Source organism: Amycolatopsis sp. 505, assembly GCF_031625235.1.
GTDB lineage: Bacteria > Actinomycetota > Actinomycetes > Mycobacteriales > Pseudonocardiaceae > Amycolatopsis.
Genome location: NZ_JACKQP010000002.1, coordinates 121,029 through 139,791 on the forward strand (window position 1 = coordinate 121,029; position 18,763 = coordinate 139,791).

At 70.8% G+C, this 18,763-nt stretch carries 17 protein-coding genes; 13 read left to right on the top strand and 4 right to left on the bottom strand.

Annotated elements, in window-relative coordinates; genetic code table 11:
* Nucleotides 1-52: 52 nt before the first annotated feature.
* A complete protein-coding gene (locus tag H5965_RS07520; RefSeq protein WP_310968626.1) occupies nt 53-973 on the top strand; it encodes a M91 family zinc metallopeptidase in 921 nt (306 codons plus the stop codon).
* Between the two features lie 64 nt (nt 974-1,037).
* Nucleotides 1,038-1,724, top strand: a complete 687-nt coding sequence (locus H5965_RS07525; protein WP_396136879.1) for a 4'-phosphopantetheinyl transferase family protein — start codon at nt 1,038-1,040, stop codon at nt 1,722-1,724.
* Nucleotide 1,725: 1 nt separating this feature from the next.
* On the opposite strand, the gene H5965_RS07530 is transcribed toward H5965_RS07525, so the two are convergent.
* On the bottom strand, nt 1,726-2,877 hold the full coding sequence (locus H5965_RS07530; RefSeq protein WP_310968628.1) for an isochorismate synthase: 1,152 nt from the start codon (nt 2,875-2,877) through the stop codon (nt 1,726-1,728).
* Between the two features lie 84 nt (nt 2,878-2,961).
* Nucleotides 2,962-3,273, bottom strand: coding sequence for an integration host factor, actinobacterial type (mihF, locus tag H5965_RS07535; protein ID WP_051767699.1), 312 nt, complete (start codon nt 3,271-3,273; stop codon nt 2,962-2,964).
* A 444-nt stretch (nt 3,274-3,717) separates the two neighbouring features.
* On the opposite strand from mihF, the gene H5965_RS07540 reads away from it, so the two are divergent.
* The 7 genes from H5965_RS07540 (at nt 3,718) to H5965_RS07570 (ending at nt 12,065) form a co-directional block, all read left to right on the top strand.
* The gene (locus H5965_RS07540) at nt 3,718-5,346 is read left to right on the top strand and encodes a long-chain fatty acid--CoA ligase (protein WP_310968629.1); all 1,629 of its coding nucleotides are present in this window, start codon (nt 3,718-3,720) and stop codon (nt 5,344-5,346) included.
* 99 nt (nt 5,347-5,445) lie between these two features.
* Nucleotides 5,446-6,735: a sugar ABC transporter substrate-binding protein gene (locus H5965_RS07545; RefSeq protein ID WP_310968630.1), complete on the top strand. Its 1,290-nt coding sequence runs from the start codon at nt 5,446-5,448 to the stop codon at nt 6,733-6,735.
* The gene (locus H5965_RS07550) at nt 6,732-7,628 is read left to right on the top strand and encodes a sugar ABC transporter permease (protein ID WP_310968631.1); all 897 of its coding nucleotides are present in this window, start codon (nt 6,732-6,734) and stop codon (nt 7,626-7,628) included. The genes H5965_RS07545 and H5965_RS07550 overlap by 4 nt, the downstream gene beginning before the upstream one ends.
* The gene (locus tag H5965_RS07555; protein WP_310968632.1) at nt 7,625-8,440 is read left to right on the top strand and encodes a carbohydrate ABC transporter permease; all 816 of its coding nucleotides are present in this window, start codon (nt 7,625-7,627) and stop codon (nt 8,438-8,440) included. Before H5965_RS07550 ends, H5965_RS07555 begins: the two co-directional genes overlap by 4 nt.
* Before the next feature lie 145 nt (nt 8,441-8,585).
* Nucleotides 8,586-10,310 (top strand): TIGR03767 family metallophosphoesterase, encoded by a 1,725-nt coding sequence (locus H5965_RS07560; protein ID WP_310968633.1) that lies wholly within the window; start codon nt 8,586-8,588, stop codon nt 10,308-10,310.
* A gap of 19 nt (nt 10,311-10,329) precedes the next feature.
* Entirely contained in the window at nt 10,330-10,731 is a 402-nt protein-coding gene (locus H5965_RS07565; RefSeq protein WP_191306884.1) for a PaaI family thioesterase, read from the top strand.
* A 71-nt stretch (nt 10,732-10,802) separates the two neighbouring features.
* Nucleotides 10,803-12,065, top strand: a complete 1,263-nt coding sequence (locus H5965_RS07570) for a peptidase C39 family protein (RefSeq protein ID WP_310968634.1) — start codon at nt 10,803-10,805, stop codon at nt 12,063-12,065.
* A 46-nt stretch (nt 12,066-12,111) separates the two neighbouring features.
* On the opposite strand, the gene H5965_RS07575 is transcribed toward H5965_RS07570, so the two are convergent.
* Entirely contained in the window at nt 12,112-12,561 is a 450-nt protein-coding gene (locus H5965_RS07575; RefSeq protein WP_310968635.1) for a carboxymuconolactone decarboxylase family protein, read from the bottom strand.
* 78 nt (nt 12,562-12,639) lie between these two features.
* On the opposite strand from H5965_RS07575, the gene H5965_RS07580 reads away from it, so the two are divergent.
* Entirely contained in the window at nt 12,640-13,494 is an 855-nt protein-coding gene (locus tag H5965_RS07580; protein WP_310968636.1) for a sigma-70 family RNA polymerase sigma factor, read from the top strand.
* A 301-nt stretch (nt 13,495-13,795) separates the two neighbouring features.
* Nucleotides 13,796-14,893, top strand: a complete 1,098-nt coding sequence (locus H5965_RS07585; RefSeq protein ID WP_310968637.1) for an S-(hydroxymethyl)mycothiol dehydrogenase — start codon at nt 13,796-13,798, stop codon at nt 14,891-14,893.
* Here H5965_RS07585 and H5965_RS07590 read toward each other — a convergent pair.
* Nucleotides 14,890-16,509 carry an FAD-binding oxidoreductase gene (locus tag H5965_RS07590; protein WP_310968638.1) on the bottom strand — a complete coding sequence of 540 codons (1,620 nt, stop codon included), beginning with the start codon at nt 16,507-16,509 and terminating at the stop codon, nt 14,890-14,892. The genes H5965_RS07585 and H5965_RS07590 overlap by 4 nt on opposite strands.
* Nucleotides 16,510-16,606: 97 nt before the next feature.
* On the opposite strand from H5965_RS07590, the gene H5965_RS07595 reads away from it, so the two are divergent.
* On the top strand, nt 16,607-17,170 hold the full coding sequence (locus H5965_RS07595; RefSeq protein ID WP_310969655.1) for a helix-turn-helix domain-containing protein: 564 nt from the start codon (nt 16,607-16,609) through the stop codon (nt 17,168-17,170).
* On the top strand, nt 17,167-18,708 hold the full coding sequence (locus tag H5965_RS07600; RefSeq protein WP_310968639.1) for a glycerol-3-phosphate dehydrogenase/oxidase: 1,542 nt from the start codon (nt 17,167-17,169) through the stop codon (nt 18,706-18,708). The genes H5965_RS07595 and H5965_RS07600 overlap by 4 nt, the downstream gene beginning before the upstream one ends.
* Nucleotides 18,709-18,763 lie beyond the last annotated feature (55 nt).

Sequence of the window (18,763 nt, forward strand, 5' to 3'; positions counted from 1 at the left end):
GGCGGCATCCGGGGGCAGGACGGGCGGCCGCGGACGGGCTTACCTTGTCCGCGTGACGAAGGCGACGCACCCCGGCGAGCAGGAGCCGCGCGCTGCCACCCGGGCGATGCCCACGCCGTCGATCGCCGCACCCTGCGATCCGCGGGGCGCGCTGACCGCGGGCTCCGCCCTCGCCCTGCAGCGCCAGGCAGGCAACCACGCGCTGACCGGGCTCCTGGTGCAGCGCCAGAGCGCACCCGCCCGGGCCGCCGGCCGCCGCGTCACGACCCCGTTCGGCCGGTTCGTGGTCGTCGATCGCGACGCACGGGGCGACGACCGGATCACCCGCGCCGAGCTCGACGCGGCCACGCGAACGTGGTCCGCGATCACCTCCGGCCAGTCGCCGCTGACCATCTCGGACACCCAGACCTTCGGCCGCACCTACCCCGGCTTCCGCGAACGCGTCCTCGCCGCGCTCGCCGCCCTGATGTCCCGCCGCCACGGCCGCCGGCTGGTCGTCGAGCTGGCCGCCGGGTCGCACCGGGTGCGGATCGAGCCGTCCGAGGCCGTCGCCCTGCTGCAGGACGGCGGCGAAACCCAGGCTCTCGACCAGGCCGGCGCGCACAATCCGCACACCGGCTCCGACGTGGTGATCAGGCTCGACCCGGCGTGGAGCGCGGTACACGTCCTGGATGCGCACGGCGCGGCGCTGACCGTCCCCGACGTCGTGCGCGTCGGCCACGAACTGATCCACGCCCGCCACGACATCGCGGGTACGAACGCGAGCACCCGGCCCGCCGCCGATCCCGCCTACGACAACCGCGAGGAGGAGAACACCATCGAGACCGGGGACCTCACCGAAAACCAGCTGCGCGAGGAACACCACGTCGACGCCCGGCCCGGGCAACCGGCACCGCGGCGCCACGGCCACCACGGCTACGGCCGGTCCCTCGACCCGCTGCCGAGCCTCCCGTCCGTGCCACGCCGGTTGTGACACCCCCTGTCCTGGGCCCGATCCCGTGACAACGGCCTCCGGGCCCGGAAGGATCGGAGGGGTGATGGAGATCGAGGTCCGCTGGTCGTCGCCGTTGCCCCCCGAAGATCGCTTCCTGCGCCTGCTCGACGACGTCGAGCAGGGGCGGTTCGAGGCGTACCGGCAGGAGGCGGACAAGCGGCGGTTCCTCACCGGCCGCGTCCTGGCGAAGACGGTCGCGGCCGAGCGGCTCGGCCTGGCCGTCGAGGCGGTGAAGTTCGACGCGACCTGCGAAGACTGCGGCAAGCCCCACGGGCGGCCCCGCATCCCGGGCGCGGACCTGACGCTGTCGATCTCCCATTCGGGCGACCTGATCGGCATCGCGGCGACGCCCTCGGTCCCGGTGGGCCTCGACGTCGAGACGGCCACCCGCCGAGCGGACGACGGCCTGATCGAGTACGCGCTGAGCCCCGCGGAGGCCGAGCACCTGACCGGCCTCGACGGGACCGCGAAGGCGGCGGCGTTCTTCGTCTACTGGACCCGCAAGGAGGCGGTGATGAAGGCCACCGGCAAAGGCCTGCGCATCCCGCTGCAGAGCATCACGTTCTCGCGTTACGACGAGCCGGCGAGCCTGGTCGCTTCGGGCGATCCCGCCCTGGACCCGGCGACGACCCGGCTGGTCGACCTGAAGGCCGCCGACGGGTACCGGGCGGCCATCGCGGTGCTGACCACCGAGGAGCTGTCGGTCACCGAGGAACACTGGGTCCCGTAGCTCAGACCGGCAGGTCCGCCAGCCCCATCGCGGTCAGCAGCGTCCGGAACTTCGCCGTCGTCTCGTCCAGCTCGGACCGCGGGTCCGACGCCGCGACGATCCCGCCACCCGCATACAGCCGCATCGAGGTCGAGGCGATCTCCGCGCAGCGGATCGCCACCGCCCACTCGCCGTCGCCCGCCGCGTCGACCCAGCCGACCGCGCCCGCGTAGTAGTCGCGGTCGAACGGCTCCAGTTCCTGGACCAGCTCGCGTGCGCCCTCCGTCGGGGTGCCGCAGATCGCCGGGGTCGGGTGGAGGGCCGCCGCGAGGTCCAGCGCCGTGATGTCCGGGTCCGCCAGCTCGCCCGTGATCGGGGTGCGCAGGTGCCAGATCGCCGGCGTGGTCACCAGCTCCGGGCCGGCCGGGACGTCCAGGGTCCGGCAGAACGGCCGCAGCGCCTCGACCAGGTAGTCGATCACCACCGCGTGCTCGAGCTGGTCCTTCCGGGACGTCCGCAGCGCCTCACCGTTGGCCCGGTCGGCCACCGGGTCCGCCGAGCGCGGCATCGACCCGGCGTGCGGCGACGAGAACACCGTCCGGCCGGTGCGGCGCAGCAGCAGCTCCGGCGTCGCCCCCACGAGTGACCGGCCGCCCGGCAGCTCGGCCGCGTACGTGAAGTGGCGGGGATTGCCCACGGCCAGGTTCCGCACGATGCTCTCGGCGGGCACCGGCGCGGCGAACTCGAGGTCCAGGGCCCGGGCCAGCACGGCTTTCCGCAGGTCACGGTCCCCGAGAGCGGAAACGGCGGCGCGCACGGCCGCCATGTGCGACGCCGGCGACGGCACCGCACGCACCCGCACGGGTGCCGGCAGGGCCTCTCGCGGCAGTGAAGGCGCCCCCGAGGACCGGTGGACGGTCCGGGGCACCACGAGGTGGCCCGGCACCTTCGTGTCGGGCCCGGTGTCGAACGGCAGGACGCCGACGGCCAGCGGGGCACCCGTCTCGGCCAGGACACCGGGGATCGCCGAGGCGAGCCGCCGCGGGTCCGTCTCGGTGACCGTGCGGATCGTGCCCTGCGCGAGGAGTGCGCGCGCGGCCGTCGTGAACAGGAAGTCGCCTCGCTCGTAGCGGGCGGCGAGGTCAACCGGGGTGGCCGGGTCAGGAGAACTCACAAGACCAGCCTCCCAGGCGATGGGAGATCCGCGAGGGAAGTGTCGCCAGCGACACTCCCCTCGCGGTCAGCTCCTGGTGACGAGCTACTTGAGCGCGTCGATGAGCGCCTCGCGCTGGCGCTCGCCCAGGCCGGCCGCACGCCGGTCCGGGTCGATGCCGGCCTGCTCGAGCAGGGCGGCGACCTTCACCGCGCCGAGGCCGGGGACGGCCTTCAGCAGCTGGGTGACCTTCGTCTTCCCGATGGTCTTGTTCTCCTTGGCCTGCTTGAGCACCTTTTCGATGCTCTCCTTGCCGGACTTGATCGACGCGAGCAGCTCCGAACGCGCCTTGCGAGCCTCGGCGGCCTTGGCCAGGGCCTCGGCGCGCTGCTCCGGAGTCAACGTAGGCAGAGCCAACGTAGTGTCCTTTCCTCTCAGGTCTCCGCTTTCGCGGCCGACAGCTTTTGTGAGTGCTTGCTCCTGCAAGCGCTGCTCAGCCGTCTCTTGCCACGGGCCCAGTAAACGCCACCCGCTTCCTGGCCGTGCAACCGACACGCACTTATTACCCCCGGAGGTGATACCGGGCAACCCGCTCCGGCCTGCGGAAACGCTCCCAAGAAGTGCTCCGCGTGGCCCTTCTCACCCGGAAGTGGAGCCTCCGTTACGCGCCGTTCTCGTGCACATTTCCTTGCACATAAGGAAAAGTCGAAAAAGAGATGATCTTGATCATCGTCCGGTCGTCGCCCGATCGCGCGACGACCGTGACCGAACGGAGCCGTTGTTGACCATGCCCGCTTCACCCGATCCGCACTAGAGTCGGCGCAACCCCAGTTCACCGGCGAACGACCCCCGGGAGCGACCATGTTGAGCACCATGCAGGACGGCCAGCTGTCGCTGGCGAACCTGCTCCGCCACGGCACGTCGGTGCACTCGGCGAGCGAAGTCATCACCTGGACCGGTTCAGAAGCCCGTCGCGAGACGTACGGCGACCTCGGCAGGCACGCCGCCCGGCTCGCGAACGCCCTCCGGGGCCTCGGCGTGACGGGCGACCAGCGCGTCGGCACGTTCATGTGGAACAACGCCGAGCACATGGCTGCCTACCTGGCCGTTCCGGCTATGGGCGCCGTGCTGCACACGCTGAACATCCGGCTGTTCCCGGAGCAGCTCGTGTTCGTCGCCAACCACGCCGAGGACCACGTCGTCATCGTCGACGGCACCCTCGTCCCCCTGCTGGCCAAGCAGCTGCCGCAGTTCAAGACGGTCCGGCACGTCATCGTGGCCAACGGCGACGCCGCGTCCCTCGAAGCCCCCGACGGCGTCGAGGTGCACTCCTACGCCGAGCTGCTGGCCGCCCAGCCGGACACCTTCGACTGGCCGGACGTCGACGAGCGCTCGGCCGCCGCGATGTGTTACACCTCGGGCACCACCGGTGACCCCAAGGGCGTCGCCTATTCACACCGGTCGATCTGGCTGCACTCGATGCAGGTTTGCATGAGCGACAGCATGAACCTCGCGCAGAGCGACAAGGCGCTGGCCATCGTGCCGATGTTCCACGCGATGGCGTGGGGCCTGCCGTACGCGGCGCTCATGGTCGGCGCGTCACTGCTGATGCCGGACCGGTTCCTCCAGCCGGCGCCGATCTCGGCGATGCTGGCCGCCGAGAAGCCGACGTTCGCCGGCGCGGTCCCGACCGTCTGGCAGGGCCTGCTCGCCCACCTCGAAGCCCACCCGCAGGACATCTCGCACCTGCGCGAGGTCGTCGTCGGCGGGTCCGCGGTGCCGCCGTCGCTGATGCACGCCTTCCAGGAGCGGCACCACGTGTCGATCCTGCACGCCTGGGGCATGACCGAGACGTCGCCGCTGGGCAGCGTCGCCCGGCCGCCGGCGTCGGCGACCGGCGACGACATCTGGAAGTACCGCTACACGCAGGGCCGCTTCCCGGCGTCCGTGCGCGCGCGGCTGATCGACGACGACGGCGCGGTGCTGCCCTGGGACGACGACGCCGTCGGCGAGCTCGAGGTCCAGGGCCCGTGGATCGCGGCTTCGTACTACGGCGGCGCGGAAGTCGACCCGGACAAGTTCCACGACGGCTGGCTGCGCACCGGCGACGTCGGCAGGATCAGCGCCGACGGCTACCTGACCCTCACCGACCGCGCCAAGGACGTCATCAAGTCCGGCGGCGAGTGGATCTCCTCGGTCGACCTGGAGAACCAGGTCATGGGCCACCCGGCGGTGGCCGAGGCCGCGGTCGTCGGCATCCCGGACGAGAAGTGGGACGAGCGGCCGCTGGTCGCCGTCGTGCTCAAGGAAGGCCAGAGCGTCACGCCGGAAGAGCTGCGCGACTACCTCAGCGACAAGGTCGCCAAGTGGCAGCTGCCGGAGAACTGGACGTTCGTGGACGAAGTGCCCAAGACCAGCGTCGGCAAGTTCGACAAGAAGCGGATCCGCGCGTCCTACTCCGAGGGAAAGCTCGACATCGCACAGCTCTAACGGGTAAATCTCCGGCGAGTCTCATGCCTCTGGCGGTCACCATAAGGGACCCTTGCGCCCTTATGGTGACCTTCAGAGCACGTCGGAGGGGTTCTGGGGATGCAGCGGAACAGGCGGAGTTTCCTCGCACTGGCCGGGATGGGCGCGCTGGCGACGGCGTGCGGGTCGAACACCGGGCGGCAGGGTGATCCGCCGCCTTCGACGGCGTACTCGGCGGGGCCGCCGCCGTCGGACGCCCCGAAGGTCGCGCTCCAGCAGTGGTACCACGCCTACGGCGAGGAAGGCGTCCAGGACGCCGTCAAGCGGTACGCGGCGAGCTACCCCGGCGCGGCCGTGACCGTGCAGTGGAACCCCGGCGACTACGACTCGAAGATCGTCACCGCGCTGCAGAACAGCAAGGTGCCGGACGTCTTCGAGGCGCAGGTCAAGATCGACTGGGTGCGGCAGAAGCAGGTCGTCCCGCTCGACGACGTCATCGGGCCGGTGAAGGACGACTTCAGCCCGGCCGTGCTGGCCGCGCAGACCGTCGACGGCCGGGTCTACGGCATCCCGCAGGCCACCGACACGCAGGTGCTCTTCTACCGCAAGAGCCTGCTGCAGGCCGCGGGCGTGCAGCCGCCGCAGACGGTCGACGAGCTCATCGACGCCGCCGGAAAGCTCACGAAGGACGGCGTCAAGGGCTTCTTCGCGGGCAACGACGGCGGCGTCGGCGTGCTCACCGGCCCGCTGCTGTGGTCGGCCGGGCTCGACTTCCTGAAGAACGGCAACCGCGAGGTCGGCTTCGACGACCCGCGCGCGGCGACGGCGCTGGCGAAGCTGCACACGCTGAACGCCAACGGTTCCCTGCTGCTCGGCGCGCCGGCGGACTGGTCGGACCCGGGTGCGTTCATCGACGGGCTGACGGCGATGCAGTGGACCGGCCTGTGGAACGTGCCGAAGATCCGCCAGGCGTTCGACGACGACTTCGGCGTCCTGCCCTTCCCGAAGCTGGACGGCAGCGGCGCGCCGTCGGTCCCGGTCGGCGCGTACGGCGCAATGGTGAACGCCAAGAGCGCGCACGTCACCGAGGCCAAGGCGTTCGTGAAGTGGCTGTGGATCGACCAGACGCAGGACCAGCTGGAGTTCGCGACGAAGTTCGGCTTCCACGTGCCGGCCCGCCAGAGCCTGATCGGCCGCGCGGACAACCTCAAGTCCGGCCCGGCCGCCGACGCGGCCCGGTTCGTCAAGGAGAACAGCCACCTCGTCGGCGGCCCGGTGTGGACGCAGCAGTCGAACACGGCGCTGTCCGACGCGGTCGCGAAGATCGCCAAGGAGGGTGCGGACCCGGCCGCGCAGGTCAAGACCGCCGTTGAAGTCGCGAAGGCCGAGCTGAAGCGCCTTTTCGGATGAAGCGGCGCGATGCGCGCGCGTTCTGGCTGTTCGTCGGGCCGTTCCTGGTCGGGTTGGCGATCTTCGCGTACCTGCCGATCGGCTGGAGCGCGTACCTCTCGTTCTTCGACGCGCGCAACACGGTGACGCCGACCGAGTTCGTCGGGCTGGACAACTACGGGTACATGCTCACCGACGAGCCGTTCCTGTCGAGCCTGGGGACGTTCAGCGTGTTCGCGGTGTTCATCGTGCCGCTGACGTTCGTGTTGTCGTTGGCCCTCGCGCTCGGCGTCAACCAGCTGCGGTTCGCGCGGGCGTTCTTCCGGTCGGTGTTCTTCCTGCCGTTCGCGTGCTCCTACGTGGTGGCGTCGCTGATCTGGAAGACCTCGCTGTTCTCGGGGGTCCGGTACGGACTCGCGAACACCGTGCTCGGCCTGTTCGGCGCCGACCCGGTGGCCTGGACCGGGACGGTCGACCCGCCGCTGTACTGGGTGGTGCTGGTGACCGCGCGGCTGTGGCTGCAGCTGGGCTTCTACATGATCCTGTTCATCGCGGCGCTGCAACGCATCCCGGCCCAGCTGTACGAAGCGGCGTGGCTCGACGGCGCCAAACCGGGCTGGCAGGTGTTCCGGTACATCACCCTGCCGCAGCTGCGCGCGACGGCGGTGGCGGTGTTGCTGCTGAACCTGATCAACGCGTACCAGGCGTTCGACGAGTTCTACAACATCATGGGCGACGCCCGCGGCTACCCGCCGTTCGCCCGGCCGCCGCTGGTCTACCTGTACTACACGTCCCTGGGGTCGGGCGGCCAGGACCTCGGCCGCGGCAGTGCCGGCGCGGTGATCCTGGCGCTGATCATCGCCCTGGTGACGCTGTTGCAGGGCCGGGTACTGCGGTTCGGGCGTGCCGCATGAGGACGTTCCTGCGGTGGGCTTGCCTGGTGGTGGCGGCGGTGTTGTTCCTGCTGCCGTTCTACCTGCTGCTGCGCAACGGGCTGGCGTCGCGATCGGACATCACCTCTCCACAGTGGACTTTGTTTCCGTCCACAGTGCACTGGGAGAACTTCTCGCGGCTGTTCTCGCTGTCGGACGTCCCGTTCGCCCGCAGCCTGCTGAACTCGACGCTGGTCGCGACCCTGCAGACAGCCGGCCTGCTGGTGATCTGCTCGCTGGCCGGCTACGGCCTGGCGCGGATCCCGTACCGGCATTCCAAGATCGTGTTCTACGCGGTGCTGGCGACGCTGATGATCCCGACGTCGGTGACGTTCGTGCCCAGCTTCGTGGTCGTCTCGTCACTGGGCTGGCTGTCGGACTTCCGCGGCCTGGTGATCCCCGGGCTGTTCAGCGCGTTCAGCGTCTTCCTGTTCCGGCAGTACTTCCTGGACTTCCCGCGCGAGCTGGAGGAGGCCGGCCGGGTGGACGGCCTGTCCCGCTGGGGCGTGTTCTGGCGGATCGTGGTGCCCAATTCGAAGGGCTTCTTCGCGGCGATCGCCGTGATCACGGTGATCGGCAGCTGGAACGCGTTCCTCTGGCCGCTGATCATCGCGCAGTCGCCGGACTCGTGGACGGTCCAGGTGGCGCTGTCGGGGCTGCTGACGGCCCAGAACCCGCAGCTGAACCTGCTGTTCCTGGCGGCCGCGGTGTCGATCCTGCCGATCGTGCTGCTGTTCGCGTTCCTGCAGCGGTACCTGGTGCGCGGGGTGGCCGAGTCCGGCTTGAAGGGCTGAAGCGGGTCCGCCGAAATGACCACGACCTTCGGCGGTACAGCCATCCCGACACCTGTGACAAGGTAGCTCGAAATGTCACGTTCACCGTCCGGTCACCGGCGTCCGGCACGGTGCCGGTCAACCGAGAAGACTGGGGAGCGAACTCATGGCCGAACTCACCCGGCGCACCTTCACCACCGCGGGCGCCGCCGGTGTCGGGCTGCTGCTCTGCACGCCTGCCGCGAACGCCCTCGACCGCGCCCTGCGGCTCACCAGGACGCGCTCGGTCAGCACCGCCGGCACCACGCTCGAGCAGGTCGCCACCGGCGGCGGCACCAGCACCTACTCGCGTCTCTCCGCGGGCCCCGGGTGGCCGCTGGTCGTCCGGAGCGATCTAGCCACCGCGAAGAGCGGGCGCGACGACCGGCGCCGGGCGCTGTCCGCCTTCGTCCAGTTCACCGACCTGCACATCACCGACGCCGAGAGCCCCGCGCGGTTCGAATACCTGCACCCCTTCATCGGCTCGGCGCACCGGCCGCAGGAGGCGCTCGGCACCGTCGCCACCAGCGCGCTCGTCGAGCGCGTCAACAGCGTGCGGCAGGGCCCGTTCACCGGGCGGCCGTTCGACCTGATGGTCACCACCGGCGACAACACCGACAACCACGAGCTGATCGAGCTCGACTGGTTCCTCAAGGTCCTCAACGGCGGCACGGTCACCCCGAACTCCGGCGACGAGAACGCGTACGAAGGCGTCCAGAGCTCCGGCAACGACGAGTACTGGAACCCCTCGATCCCCGGCGTGGGCGACAAGTACTCGGCGAAGGGCTTCCCGCAGCTGCCCGGCCTGCTCGAAGCCGGCCTGCGGACCTTCACCGCGCCCGGCCTCGACGTCCCGTGGTTCTGCACCTTCGGCAACCACGACGACAGCATCGTCGGCTCGCTGCCGGCGCAGATCCCCGGGATCGACGCCTGGTACACCGGGAAGTACAAGGTGATCGGCAAGGACGAGACCACGTCCAAGAAGCTCGCCGACGCCATCAAGAAGGGCTCGGGGGTGCCGGTCGCGGAGCTGTTCGGCGGCAGCGGCACCATCCGCGAGGTGACGCCGGACGCGCGGCGCCGTCCGTTCAGCACCGGCGAGTTCGTCCGGGCCCACCTCGACAGCGCCAACACCGGCCCCGGCCCGGTCGGGCACGGCTTCACCAGCGCCAACGCCGACGGCCAGAACGTCTACTACACCTTCCGGATCGCGCCCGGCATCACCGGGATCAGCCTCGACACCACCACCGACGCCGGGTTCGCCGACGGCTCGATCGGGCTCGCGCAGTACTCCTGGGTCGAGTCGACGCTCAAGCGCAACAGCTCCACCTACTACGACTTCTTCGGCCGCAAGGTCACCCACTCCGTCACCGACGAGCTGTTCCTGCTGTTCAGCCACCACACCAGCGGCTCGATGGGCAACCTGCTGCCGGACTCGCGCCACCTGCTCGACCCGCGGCTGGACGGCAACGCCTTCGTCGCGCTGCTCAAGCGGTTCCCGAACGTGCTGGCCTGGGTCAACGGCCACACGCACCTCAACAAGATCACGCCGCACGCCGGGAACACGCCGCAGCAGGGCTTCTGGGAGATCAACACGGCATCGCACGTCGACTTCCCGCAGCACGCCCGGATCGTCGAGGTCGCGGACAACGCCGACGGCACGTTGTCGCTGTTCACAACGCTGATCGAGGCTGAAGCGCCGTACGCCGTGGACTACGACGCCCGGACGCCGCAAGCGCTTGCGTCGCTGTACCGCGAGCTGTCGTACAACGACATCCACACCGACCTGGGCCGGGTCGGTGCGGCCGAGGACCACAACACGGAGCTGCTGCTCGTCAACCCGCTGAGCTGAGGTACGGCACAGTGGTCGCATGACCGATCTTGAAGGTACGCAGCTCTTCCACCGCTCCATGCCGTTTTCCGAACGCCTCGGCGTGGAGGTGCTGGAGCACGGGCGGGAGCTCGTCCGCAGCCGGCTGAAGTGGGACGAGAGCCTCTGCACGCTCGGCGGCGCGCTGCACGGGGGCGCGCTCATGGCGCTGGCCGACTCGACCGGCGCCGTGTGCGCGTTCCTCAACCTGCCCGAGGGCGGGCAGGGCACCACGACCGTCGAATCGAAGACGAACTTCCTGCGTGCCGTGCGTTCGGGCTACGCCGTTGCGTCGTCCAGACCATTGCACGCGGGCCGCAAGTTCGTCGTGGTGGAGACCGAAATCCACGACGACGACGGCAAGCTGGTCGCGAAAGTGACACAGACGCAGGCCGTCCTGTAGGTACCTGTTTACAGCCCCGGCCGGAGCGGCGAAAATCCCTGGCAACTGGGTGGGTCTATCAGGGAGCCGCGATGCGCGCACGTGAGTTGTTCACCTTATTGTCAGTGGTTGTGTTATCCGCCGTAACCGCGCAAGTCGCCGAGGCCACGCCCGTCCGGCCGCACGACGACGAGGCGATCGACTACCACGAGTGGACCGGCGGCCGCTTCCACGAAGGCGGCTTCGCCGGGGTCGCGCTCACCCGCGACGGCCTGCGCATCACGCACCCGGCCGGCACGGTCCAGCACACCGAGCCGGAGCTCGGCACGACCAGAACGTACGAGTACGGCCAGTGGACGTCGCCGGAGTACCGGCAGGGCTTCGGCGCGACGCAGCTGGTCGCGTCGTGGAACGCGAAGACGCCCGCGAAGACCTGGCTGCAGGTCGAGGCGCAGGGCCGGACGTCGGCCGGCGCCGAAACGGCGTGGTACGTGATGGGCCGGTGGGCCAGCGGCGACGCCGACGTCCTGCGCACCAGCGTCGACGGCCAGGACGACGCGAACGCGCTGGTCGACGTCGACACGCTGGTGATGAAGACCGGCGTGACGCTGAAGTCCTACCACCTGCGGATCAGCCTCTACCGCGAAGCCGGGTCGGGCGCGACGCCGTCGGTGAGCCTGCTGGGCGCGATGACCTCGGCCGTCCCGGACCGCTTCGAGGTCGAGCCGACGAAGCCCGGGCGCGCCACCGGGATCGAGCTGAAGGTGCCCGCGTACGCGCAGAACCTCCACAAGGGACAGTTCCCGGAGTACGGCGGGGGCGGCGAGGCCTGGTGCAGCCCGACGTCGACCGAGATGGTGGCCGAGTACTGGGGCAAGAAGCCGTCGCCGGCGGAGATGTCGTGGATCCCGGCGGGCTACGTCGACCCGCAGGTGGCCTTCGCCGCGCGCTACACCTACGACCACGCCTACGACGGCACCGGCAACTGGCCGTTCAACACGGCGTACGCGGCGTCGCGCGGGCTGCGCGGCCACATCACGCGGCTGCACTCCCTGAACGAGCTGGAGAACTACATCGCGCGGGGCATCCCGGTGATCACGTCGCAGTCGTTCCTGTCGTCGGAACTCGACGGCGCCGGCTACGGCACGGCGGGGCACATCATGGTCGTCGTCGGCTTCACGAAGGACGGCGACGTGATCGCGAACGACCCGGCGTCGAGCAGCAACGACCGCGTCCGAAACATCTACCAGCGCGACCAGTTCGAGAAGATCTGGCAGCGGACGAAGCGGTACCGCGCGGACGGCACCGTGGCGGGCGGCCCGGGCGGCATCGCGTACATCATCACGCCGGCCTGACCACCGGCCGGGCTCGGCGGGGCGCCTTCCCGGCGCCCCGCCGGGCTCACCAGGTCTTGCCGGCCTGCTCCCGGATCGCCCGGTTGATCCGGTTGAAGAAGCCGGTGAGCGCGATGTGCGTGACGATCGCGGACAGCTGCGTCTCGTCGAAGTGCTCGGCGGCGGCCGCCCAGATCTCGTCGGTCACCCCGGACTGGCCGTCCTCGATCCGCGTGGCGGCCTCGGTGAGCGCGAGCGCGGCCCGTTCCGGCTCGGTGAAGAACGGCGTTTCGCGCCAGGTGACGACGCTGTGCAGGCGGTCGTCGGTCTCGCCCTGCCGCTTCGCCGATCGGACGCCGGCGTAGGTGCAGGGGGCGCAGCCGTTGATCTGACTGGCCCGCAGGTGGACCAGTTCGAGCAGCAGCGGATCGACCCCGGCGCTGTGCACTGATTTGTAGAGCTGCTGGACCGCGCCGGTCACGTCGGGATCGCTCTGGGTCTTCAGCCGTGGTTCCATCGGTTCCTCCATCGGTTACCTGTGCCCCTCCGGGCCCGTCATGTCCACGACGGAGCGGAAGCGAGGAAGGTAACGACCATGACCGACGGGTTGGCTTCGACGTTCGAAGCGCAGCGAGACCGCCTGCGCGCGGTGGCCCACCGCATCCTCGGCTCCCACGCCGACGCCGAGGACGTGGTCCAGGAGGCCTGGCTGCGCCTGTCCCGCCAGGACGAGGCGGCGATCGAGAACCTCGAGGGCTGGCTGACGACGGTGGTCGGCCGGATCAGCCTGGACGTGCTGCGAGCGCGCCGAGCGCGGCCCGAAGGGCTGTACGAAGAGGTCGTCGTCACGGTGGCCGGCTCTCCCGAGGAGGACGCGGAGCTGGCCGACTCGGTGGGCCTGGCGCTGCTGGTGGTCCTGGAGTCCCTCGGCCCCAGCGAGCGGCTGGCGTTCGTCCTGCACGACCTGTTCGCGGTGCCGTTCGACGAGATCGCCCGCATCCTGGGCAAGTCGACGGCGGCGGCCAAGATGCTGGCCAGCCGGGCCCGCCGCAAGGTCCGGACGCCCTCGCCCCCGACAGGGCCTTCGCAGCACGAGGTGGTCCAGGCATTCTTGACGGCAGCCCGCGACGGCGACTTCGAGCAGCTCCTGCGCGTACTGGACCCGGAGGTCCGCTTGACGGTGGACACCCCGGACGGCGTGGTGGTGGTCCTGGGGGCGACGAACGTGGCGGCGGGAGCCCGCTTCGGAGCGGCGGCCGGTGGCCGGACGGTGCTGGTGGGAGGCTTGCCGGGCGTGGTGGCGTGGCGCCCGGACGGAACGCCGCTGTCGGTGGTGGCATTCACGGTGACGGACGGCCGCATCACGAACATCGCGGCGGTGGCGGACCCGGTGAAGCTGGCGTCGATGGCCCTCCCGGAGCCGCCGGAAACTGTCGGTGGTGCCCGATAAGCTGGATACCGGGGGCCGGAGGCATGCCTCCTGATGCCGGTTTCGAGCCCCCCCCAGAGGGAGCAGGACTCCGGCAACGCCGCTGTGGCTCGTCGCGAATGACTCATTCGGGACCTCCCACGTCCCGAATGAGTCATTCGCGACATCGGTGGCAACCGAGGTCCCGCACGGCCACCTGGCGACCCGCAGTTGCGTAACACGCAACATGTTGCGCAAAACCTCACTCATGCGGATGTCGCCATCCCCGCATGATCCGTGATTAGCTGCGGTCGACCAGCAGCGCAGCCGGAAGGTGGTTCGAATGCCGTACGAGGTCCAGGGGGTCGTTTCGCGGGCGAAGGGCGAGCCCGTCTCGCTGGAGACCGTCCTCGTGCCCGATCCCGGTCCCGGCGAAGCCGTCGTGAACGTCCAGGCCTGCGGGGTCTGCCACACCGACCTGCACTACCGCGAGGGCGGGATCAACGACGACTTCCCGTTCCTGCTCGGCCACGAGGCCGCCGGGGTCGTCGAGGCCGTCGGCGAGGGCGTCACCGATCTCGAGCCCGGCGACTACGTCATCCTCAACTGGCGCGCCGTCTGCGGCACCTGCCGGGCCTGCAAGCGCGGCAAGCCGTGGTACTGCTTCTCCACCTTCAACGCCACCCAGCCCATGACCCTGCAGGACGGCACCAAGCTGTCGCCCGCCCTCGGCGTCGGGGCCTTCCTCGAGAAGACCCTTGTCCACAGCGGACAGTGCACGAAGGTCGACCGGGCCGCCGAACCCGCCGTCGCCGGGCTGCTCGGGTGCGGGGTGATGGCCGGGCTCGGTGCGGCCATCAACACCGGCGCCGTCACGCGCGGGGACTCGGTCGCCGTCATCGGGTGCGGTGGGGTCGGGGACGCCGCCATCGCCGGGGCGAAGCTGGCCGGGGCCACCACGATCGTCGCGATCGACATGGACGACCGGAAGCTCACCTGGGCGAAGGACTTCGGCGCCACCCACACGCTCAACAGCAAGGGCCTGTCCGAGGCGCAGGTCGTCGAGGCCATGCAGGACGCCACCAGCGGCTTCGGCCCCGACGTCGTGATCGACGCCGTCGGCCGTCCCGAGACCTGGCGGCAGGCCTTCTACGGGCGCGACCTGGCCGGCACGGTCGTGCTGGTCGGCGTGCCGACACCGGAAATGCGGCTGAACGACCTGCCGCTGATCGACTTCTTCTCGCGCGGCGGCTCGCTCAAGTCCTCCTGGTACGGCGACTGCCTGCCCAGCCGCGACTTCCCGATGCTCGTCGACCTCTACCTGCAGGGCCGGCTGCCGCTCGACAAGTTCGTCACCGAGCGCATCGGCGTCGACGGCGTCGAGCAGGCCTTCGAGCGCATGCACCACGGTGACGTCCTGCGCAGCGTGGTGACCTTCTAAACCAGCTTCCCGGGGTTGAGGATCCCGGTCGGGTCCACCGCGGACTTCGCCGCGCGCAGCACCTCCACGCCCAGCGCGCCGATTTCCGCGTGGAGGTAGGGCGCGTGGTCGACGCCGACGGCGTGGTGGTGCGAGATCGTGCCGAGCCCGGCGATCGCCTCGCACGCCGCCGCCTTCGCGCGCTGCCACTGCCCGACCGGGTCCGCTTCGTCGCGGGCCGTCAGCACCGTGAAGTACAGCGACGCCCCCGTTTCGTACGCGTGCGAAATGTGGCACATGACGATCGAACGGCCCAGTGCCGCCGTCAGCGCCGCACGGACGTCGTCGCGCAGTTCGTCCACATTGGACCAATAAGCGGCGGTCTCCAGCGTCTCGACGCAGACACCCAGGTCCAGCAACGTGTCCCGCTGCCGGGGCCCGGCGAACCGGCCGTGCCGCCACGACTCGCCGAGCGCCTTGCCGACGCGCACGGCACCCGAAGCCTTCAGCCGCCGGGCCGTCTCCCGGCGGCGCAGCGCCACGTCGTGCGCGGTGCCTTCCCAGCCCACGATGAGAAAACACGGCCGGCGCACGCCCCGCGCGGCCAGATAACGGCGCAGCGCCGCCGTCTTCACCCCCGCGTTCAGCGCGAGGGACACCTCGGTTTCGTCCACATCGGACAGACGGGTGACGTCGGCGAGCGCGTGGTGCTGCGCGAGGTCCCGCACCGCTTCGGCGCCGGCCGCCCAGCCCGGCAGCGCGTAACCCTCGTAGCGCCGGACCGCCGGCGCCGGCCGCACCCGCAGCGCGACCTCGGTGATCACGCCGAGCGTCCCCTCGCTGCCGATCGCCAGCTGGCGCAGGTCCGGCCCGGCCGCGGACGCCGGGGCGACGCCGAGCTTCCACGCGCCGCGTGGGGTGGCCAGCCGCACGCCGGTCACCATGTCCTCGAAGCGCCCGTAGCCCGACGACGCCTGGCCGGCCGAGCGCGTCGCCGCGAAGCCGCCGATCGTGGCGCGCTCGAACGACTGCGGGACGTGCCCGAGCGTCAGGCCGTGCCCGGCGAGCAGCCGCTCGGCCTCGGGGCCGCGGACACCCGCCTGCAGGACGGCGATGCGCGACTCGGCGTCCACCGACACCAGCGCGTCGAGCCGGACGAGGTCCAGCGCGATCACCGACGTCTTCTCCCCGCGCAGAGCGGCGACGCCGCCGACCACCGACGTCCCGCCGCCGAAGGGCACGACGCCCACGTCGTGCTGCACGCAGACGTCGAGGACCTCCTGGACCTCTTCGGGGTCGGCCGGGAGCACGACGGCGTCGGGCACCGGGAAGTCCGCCGAAGGCGAACGGCGCCGCAGGAGGTCGAGGTAGGACAGCCCGGTCGCCCGCGCGAGCCGCGCCGGGTCATCGACCTGCACGTTTTCCGCGCCGACGACCTTCGCCAGCGCTTCCTCGGCAGATTTCGCCAGTTTCGTTGACGGTATTTTTACCGGCAAGTCGCCGGTTGGGGCGGCACCGGGGACCACCGGGCCGATACGCTGGTCCAGCCACCTGGCCGCACGCGCGGGCAGCGGGGCGGCGCCGGCGGCTTCCGCGGTCCAGGACCGGCGGAGGCGGTGGTCAATGAGAGCGTTCACGACTACAGTGTGACACATGGACGTAAAACGTCACACCACGCAGACGGCGGGTTCCTCCGCGCTCGCGGACACCCGCAACCGCCAAACGGCGACGCGAGTGGCCGATGACGTGCTGCTCGACGCCGCGCGCTCGTGCGTGCTGGCCGTCGGTGTGCGCCGCACCACACTCGCCGAGATCGCCCGCACCGCGCGCGTCAGCCGGATGACGGTCTACCGCCGGTTCCCCGACGTCCGCAGCGTGCTCGCGGCGCTGATGACCCGCGAGTTCAGCGGGCTGCTGCGCACGGCGAGCGAAAGCGGCGCCGACGCGGCGACCAGCCGCGACCGCCTGGTGCTCATCGCGGCGGCCGGCGTCCGCGCGCTGTCGACCGACCCGCTGTTCCGCACCCTGCTCGACGTCGACCCGGAGCTCGTCCTCCCGTACATCGTCGAGCGGCTCGGCGCGACGCAGAAGTTCGCCGAGCAGGCGTTGCACGGGCTCCTGGAGGCCGGCCACCGGGACGGCTCGATCCGGCGCGCGCCGGTCGCGGTGCAGTCGCGGTCGGTGCTGCTGGTGGTGCAGTCGTTCGCGTTCTCGCTGCGCCCGGCCACCGCGGACGTCGACGAGGCGGCGCTGATGGCGGAGTTCACCCACGTGCTCGACGCGGCACTGCGGCCATGACGTCCGGCTCGCTCAACGCGCGGCGCCGCGAACGCGAGCTCGCGCGGCTGGCGTCGGGCGAGCGCGTGGACATCGTGGTGGTCGGCGGCGGCGTCACCGGCACGGGCATCGCGCTGGACGCGGCTTCGCGCGGCCTGTCGGTGGCCCTCGCGGAGGCGCACGACCTGGCGTTCGGGACGTCCCGCTGGTCGTCGAAGCTGGTCCACGGCGGCCTGCGGTACCTGGCGCACGGCGAACTCGGGCTGGCGCACGAGAGCGCGGTGGAGCGCGGGATCCTGATGACGCGCACGGCCCCGCACCTGACCCGGGCGATGCCGCAGCTGTTCCCGTTGTACCCCAGCACCTCCCGGGCGCAGCAGGCCCTGGTCGCGGCGGGCCTGCGCGCGGGGGACGCGCTCCGCCGGGCGGCGCGCACGCCGTCGTCGGTGCTGCCCCGGCCGCGCTCGATTCCCGCGGCGCTCGCCTTGTCCCTGGCCCCCGGGCTTTCTTCCCACGGCCTGCGCGGCGCTCTGCTGGCTTACGACGGCGCTTTGGTCGACGACGCGCGCCTGGTGGTCACCCTCGCCCGCACGGCGGCGTCGTTCGGCGCCCGGATCCTGACCCGGCTCTCGGCCACTTCGGTTTCGGCGGACCGGGTCCAGGTGCGCGACGGCCTTTCGGGCTCCACAGTGGACATCCATGCGCGGCAGGTGATCAACGCGACCGGCGTGTGGGCCGGGACGCTGACGGGCGCGGTGCGGCTGCGGCCGTCGCTCGGTTCGCACCTGGTGCTGGCGCCGGGGACGGTGCCGATGGGGACGACGTCGGTGAACATCGGCGTGCCCGGTGAGACGAACCGGTTCGTCTTCCTGCTTCCGCAGCCGGACGGTCGTGTCTACTTGGGACTTACGGACGAACCCGTGGCCGGGCCGATCCCGTCCGTGCCAATAGTTCCCGAATCCGATGCGGACTTTCTGCTGTCGCTGGCTTCGTCGGTTCTGGCGCGGCCGCTCACGCGCGCGGACGTCGCCGGGTCCTACGCGGGGCTGCGGCCACTGGTCGAGGGAACGGGTGGCCGGTCGGCGGACCTGTCCCGCAAGCACGCGGTCCTGGCCGGTTCCGACGGGCTGTTGACCGTGGTCGGCGGCAAGCTCACGACGTACCGCCGGATGGCCGAGGACGCCGTCGACGCGGCCGTCCGCCTCGCGGGCTTGCCGCTTTCGCCCTGCCGCACCGCGCGGTTGCCGTTGCTGGGCGCGGCTCCCCGGCCCGAGTTGTCGTTCGTGGACGCCGCACCGCGGCTGGTGGAGCGATATGGCACCGAAGCGCCCCGGGTGGCGGCGCTGGGCGAACTGGACGCGGAGTTCGCGGCTCCGGTGGGCCCGGGAACGGAGATCACGGCGGCCGAGGTGGTGTGGGCGGTCCGGAACGAGGGAGCGCTGGACGTCGAGGACGTCCTGGAACGCCGGACGCGGCTGTCGCTGATCCCGTCGGACGCCGAAGCCGCGCGGGCGCGAGTAGCGGAACTTGTCGACAAATCGCTAGCCGGGTTGACCTAAGGGCCATCAACCTCTCTTGATGTTCTCTTAAGTTGACGACTCGTTGGGTTTTTGC

Bases quoted from the DNA above. Each gene is read 5' to 3' on its own strand.
- H5965_RS07525 (WP_396136879.1), top strand. From the start codon at position 1,038: ATGGAGATCGAGGTCCGCTGGTCGTCGCCGTTGCCCCCCGAAGATCGC.
- H5965_RS07540 (WP_310968629.1), top strand. From the start codon at position 3,718: ATGTTGAGCACCATGCAGGACGGCCAGCTGTCGCTGGCGAACCTGCTC.
- H5965_RS07545 (WP_310968630.1), top strand. From the start codon at position 5,446: ATGCAGCGGAACAGGCGGAGTTTCCTCGCACTGGCCGGGATGGGCGCG.
- H5965_RS07550 (WP_310968631.1), top strand. From the start codon at position 6,732: ATGAAGCGGCGCGATGCGCGCGCGTTCTGGCTGTTCGTCGGGCCGTTC.
- H5965_RS07555 (WP_310968632.1), top strand. From the start codon at position 7,625: ATGAGGACGTTCCTGCGGTGGGCTTGCCTGGTGGTGGCGGCGGTGTTG.
- H5965_RS07560 (WP_310968633.1), top strand. From the start codon at position 8,586: ATGGCCGAACTCACCCGGCGCACCTTCACCACCGCGGGCGCCGCCGGT.
- H5965_RS07565 (WP_191306884.1), top strand. From the start codon at position 10,330: ATGACCGATCTTGAAGGTACGCAGCTCTTCCACCGCTCCATGCCGTTT.
- H5965_RS07570 (WP_310968634.1), top strand. From the start codon at position 10,803: ATGCGCGCACGTGAGTTGTTCACCTTATTGTCAGTGGTTGTGTTATCC.
- H5965_RS07575 (WP_310968635.1), bottom strand. From the start codon at position 12,561: ATGGAACCACGGCTGAAGACCCAGAGCGATCCCGACGTGACCGGCGCG.
- H5965_RS07580 (WP_310968636.1), top strand. From the start codon at position 12,640: ATGACCGACGGGTTGGCTTCGACGTTCGAAGCGCAGCGAGACCGCCTG.
- H5965_RS07585 (WP_310968637.1), top strand. From the start codon at position 13,796: ATGCCGTACGAGGTCCAGGGGGTCGTTTCGCGGGCGAAGGGCGAGCCC.
- H5965_RS07600 (WP_310968639.1), top strand. From the start codon at position 17,167: ATGACGTCCGGCTCGCTCAACGCGCGGCGCCGCGAACGCGAGCTCGCG.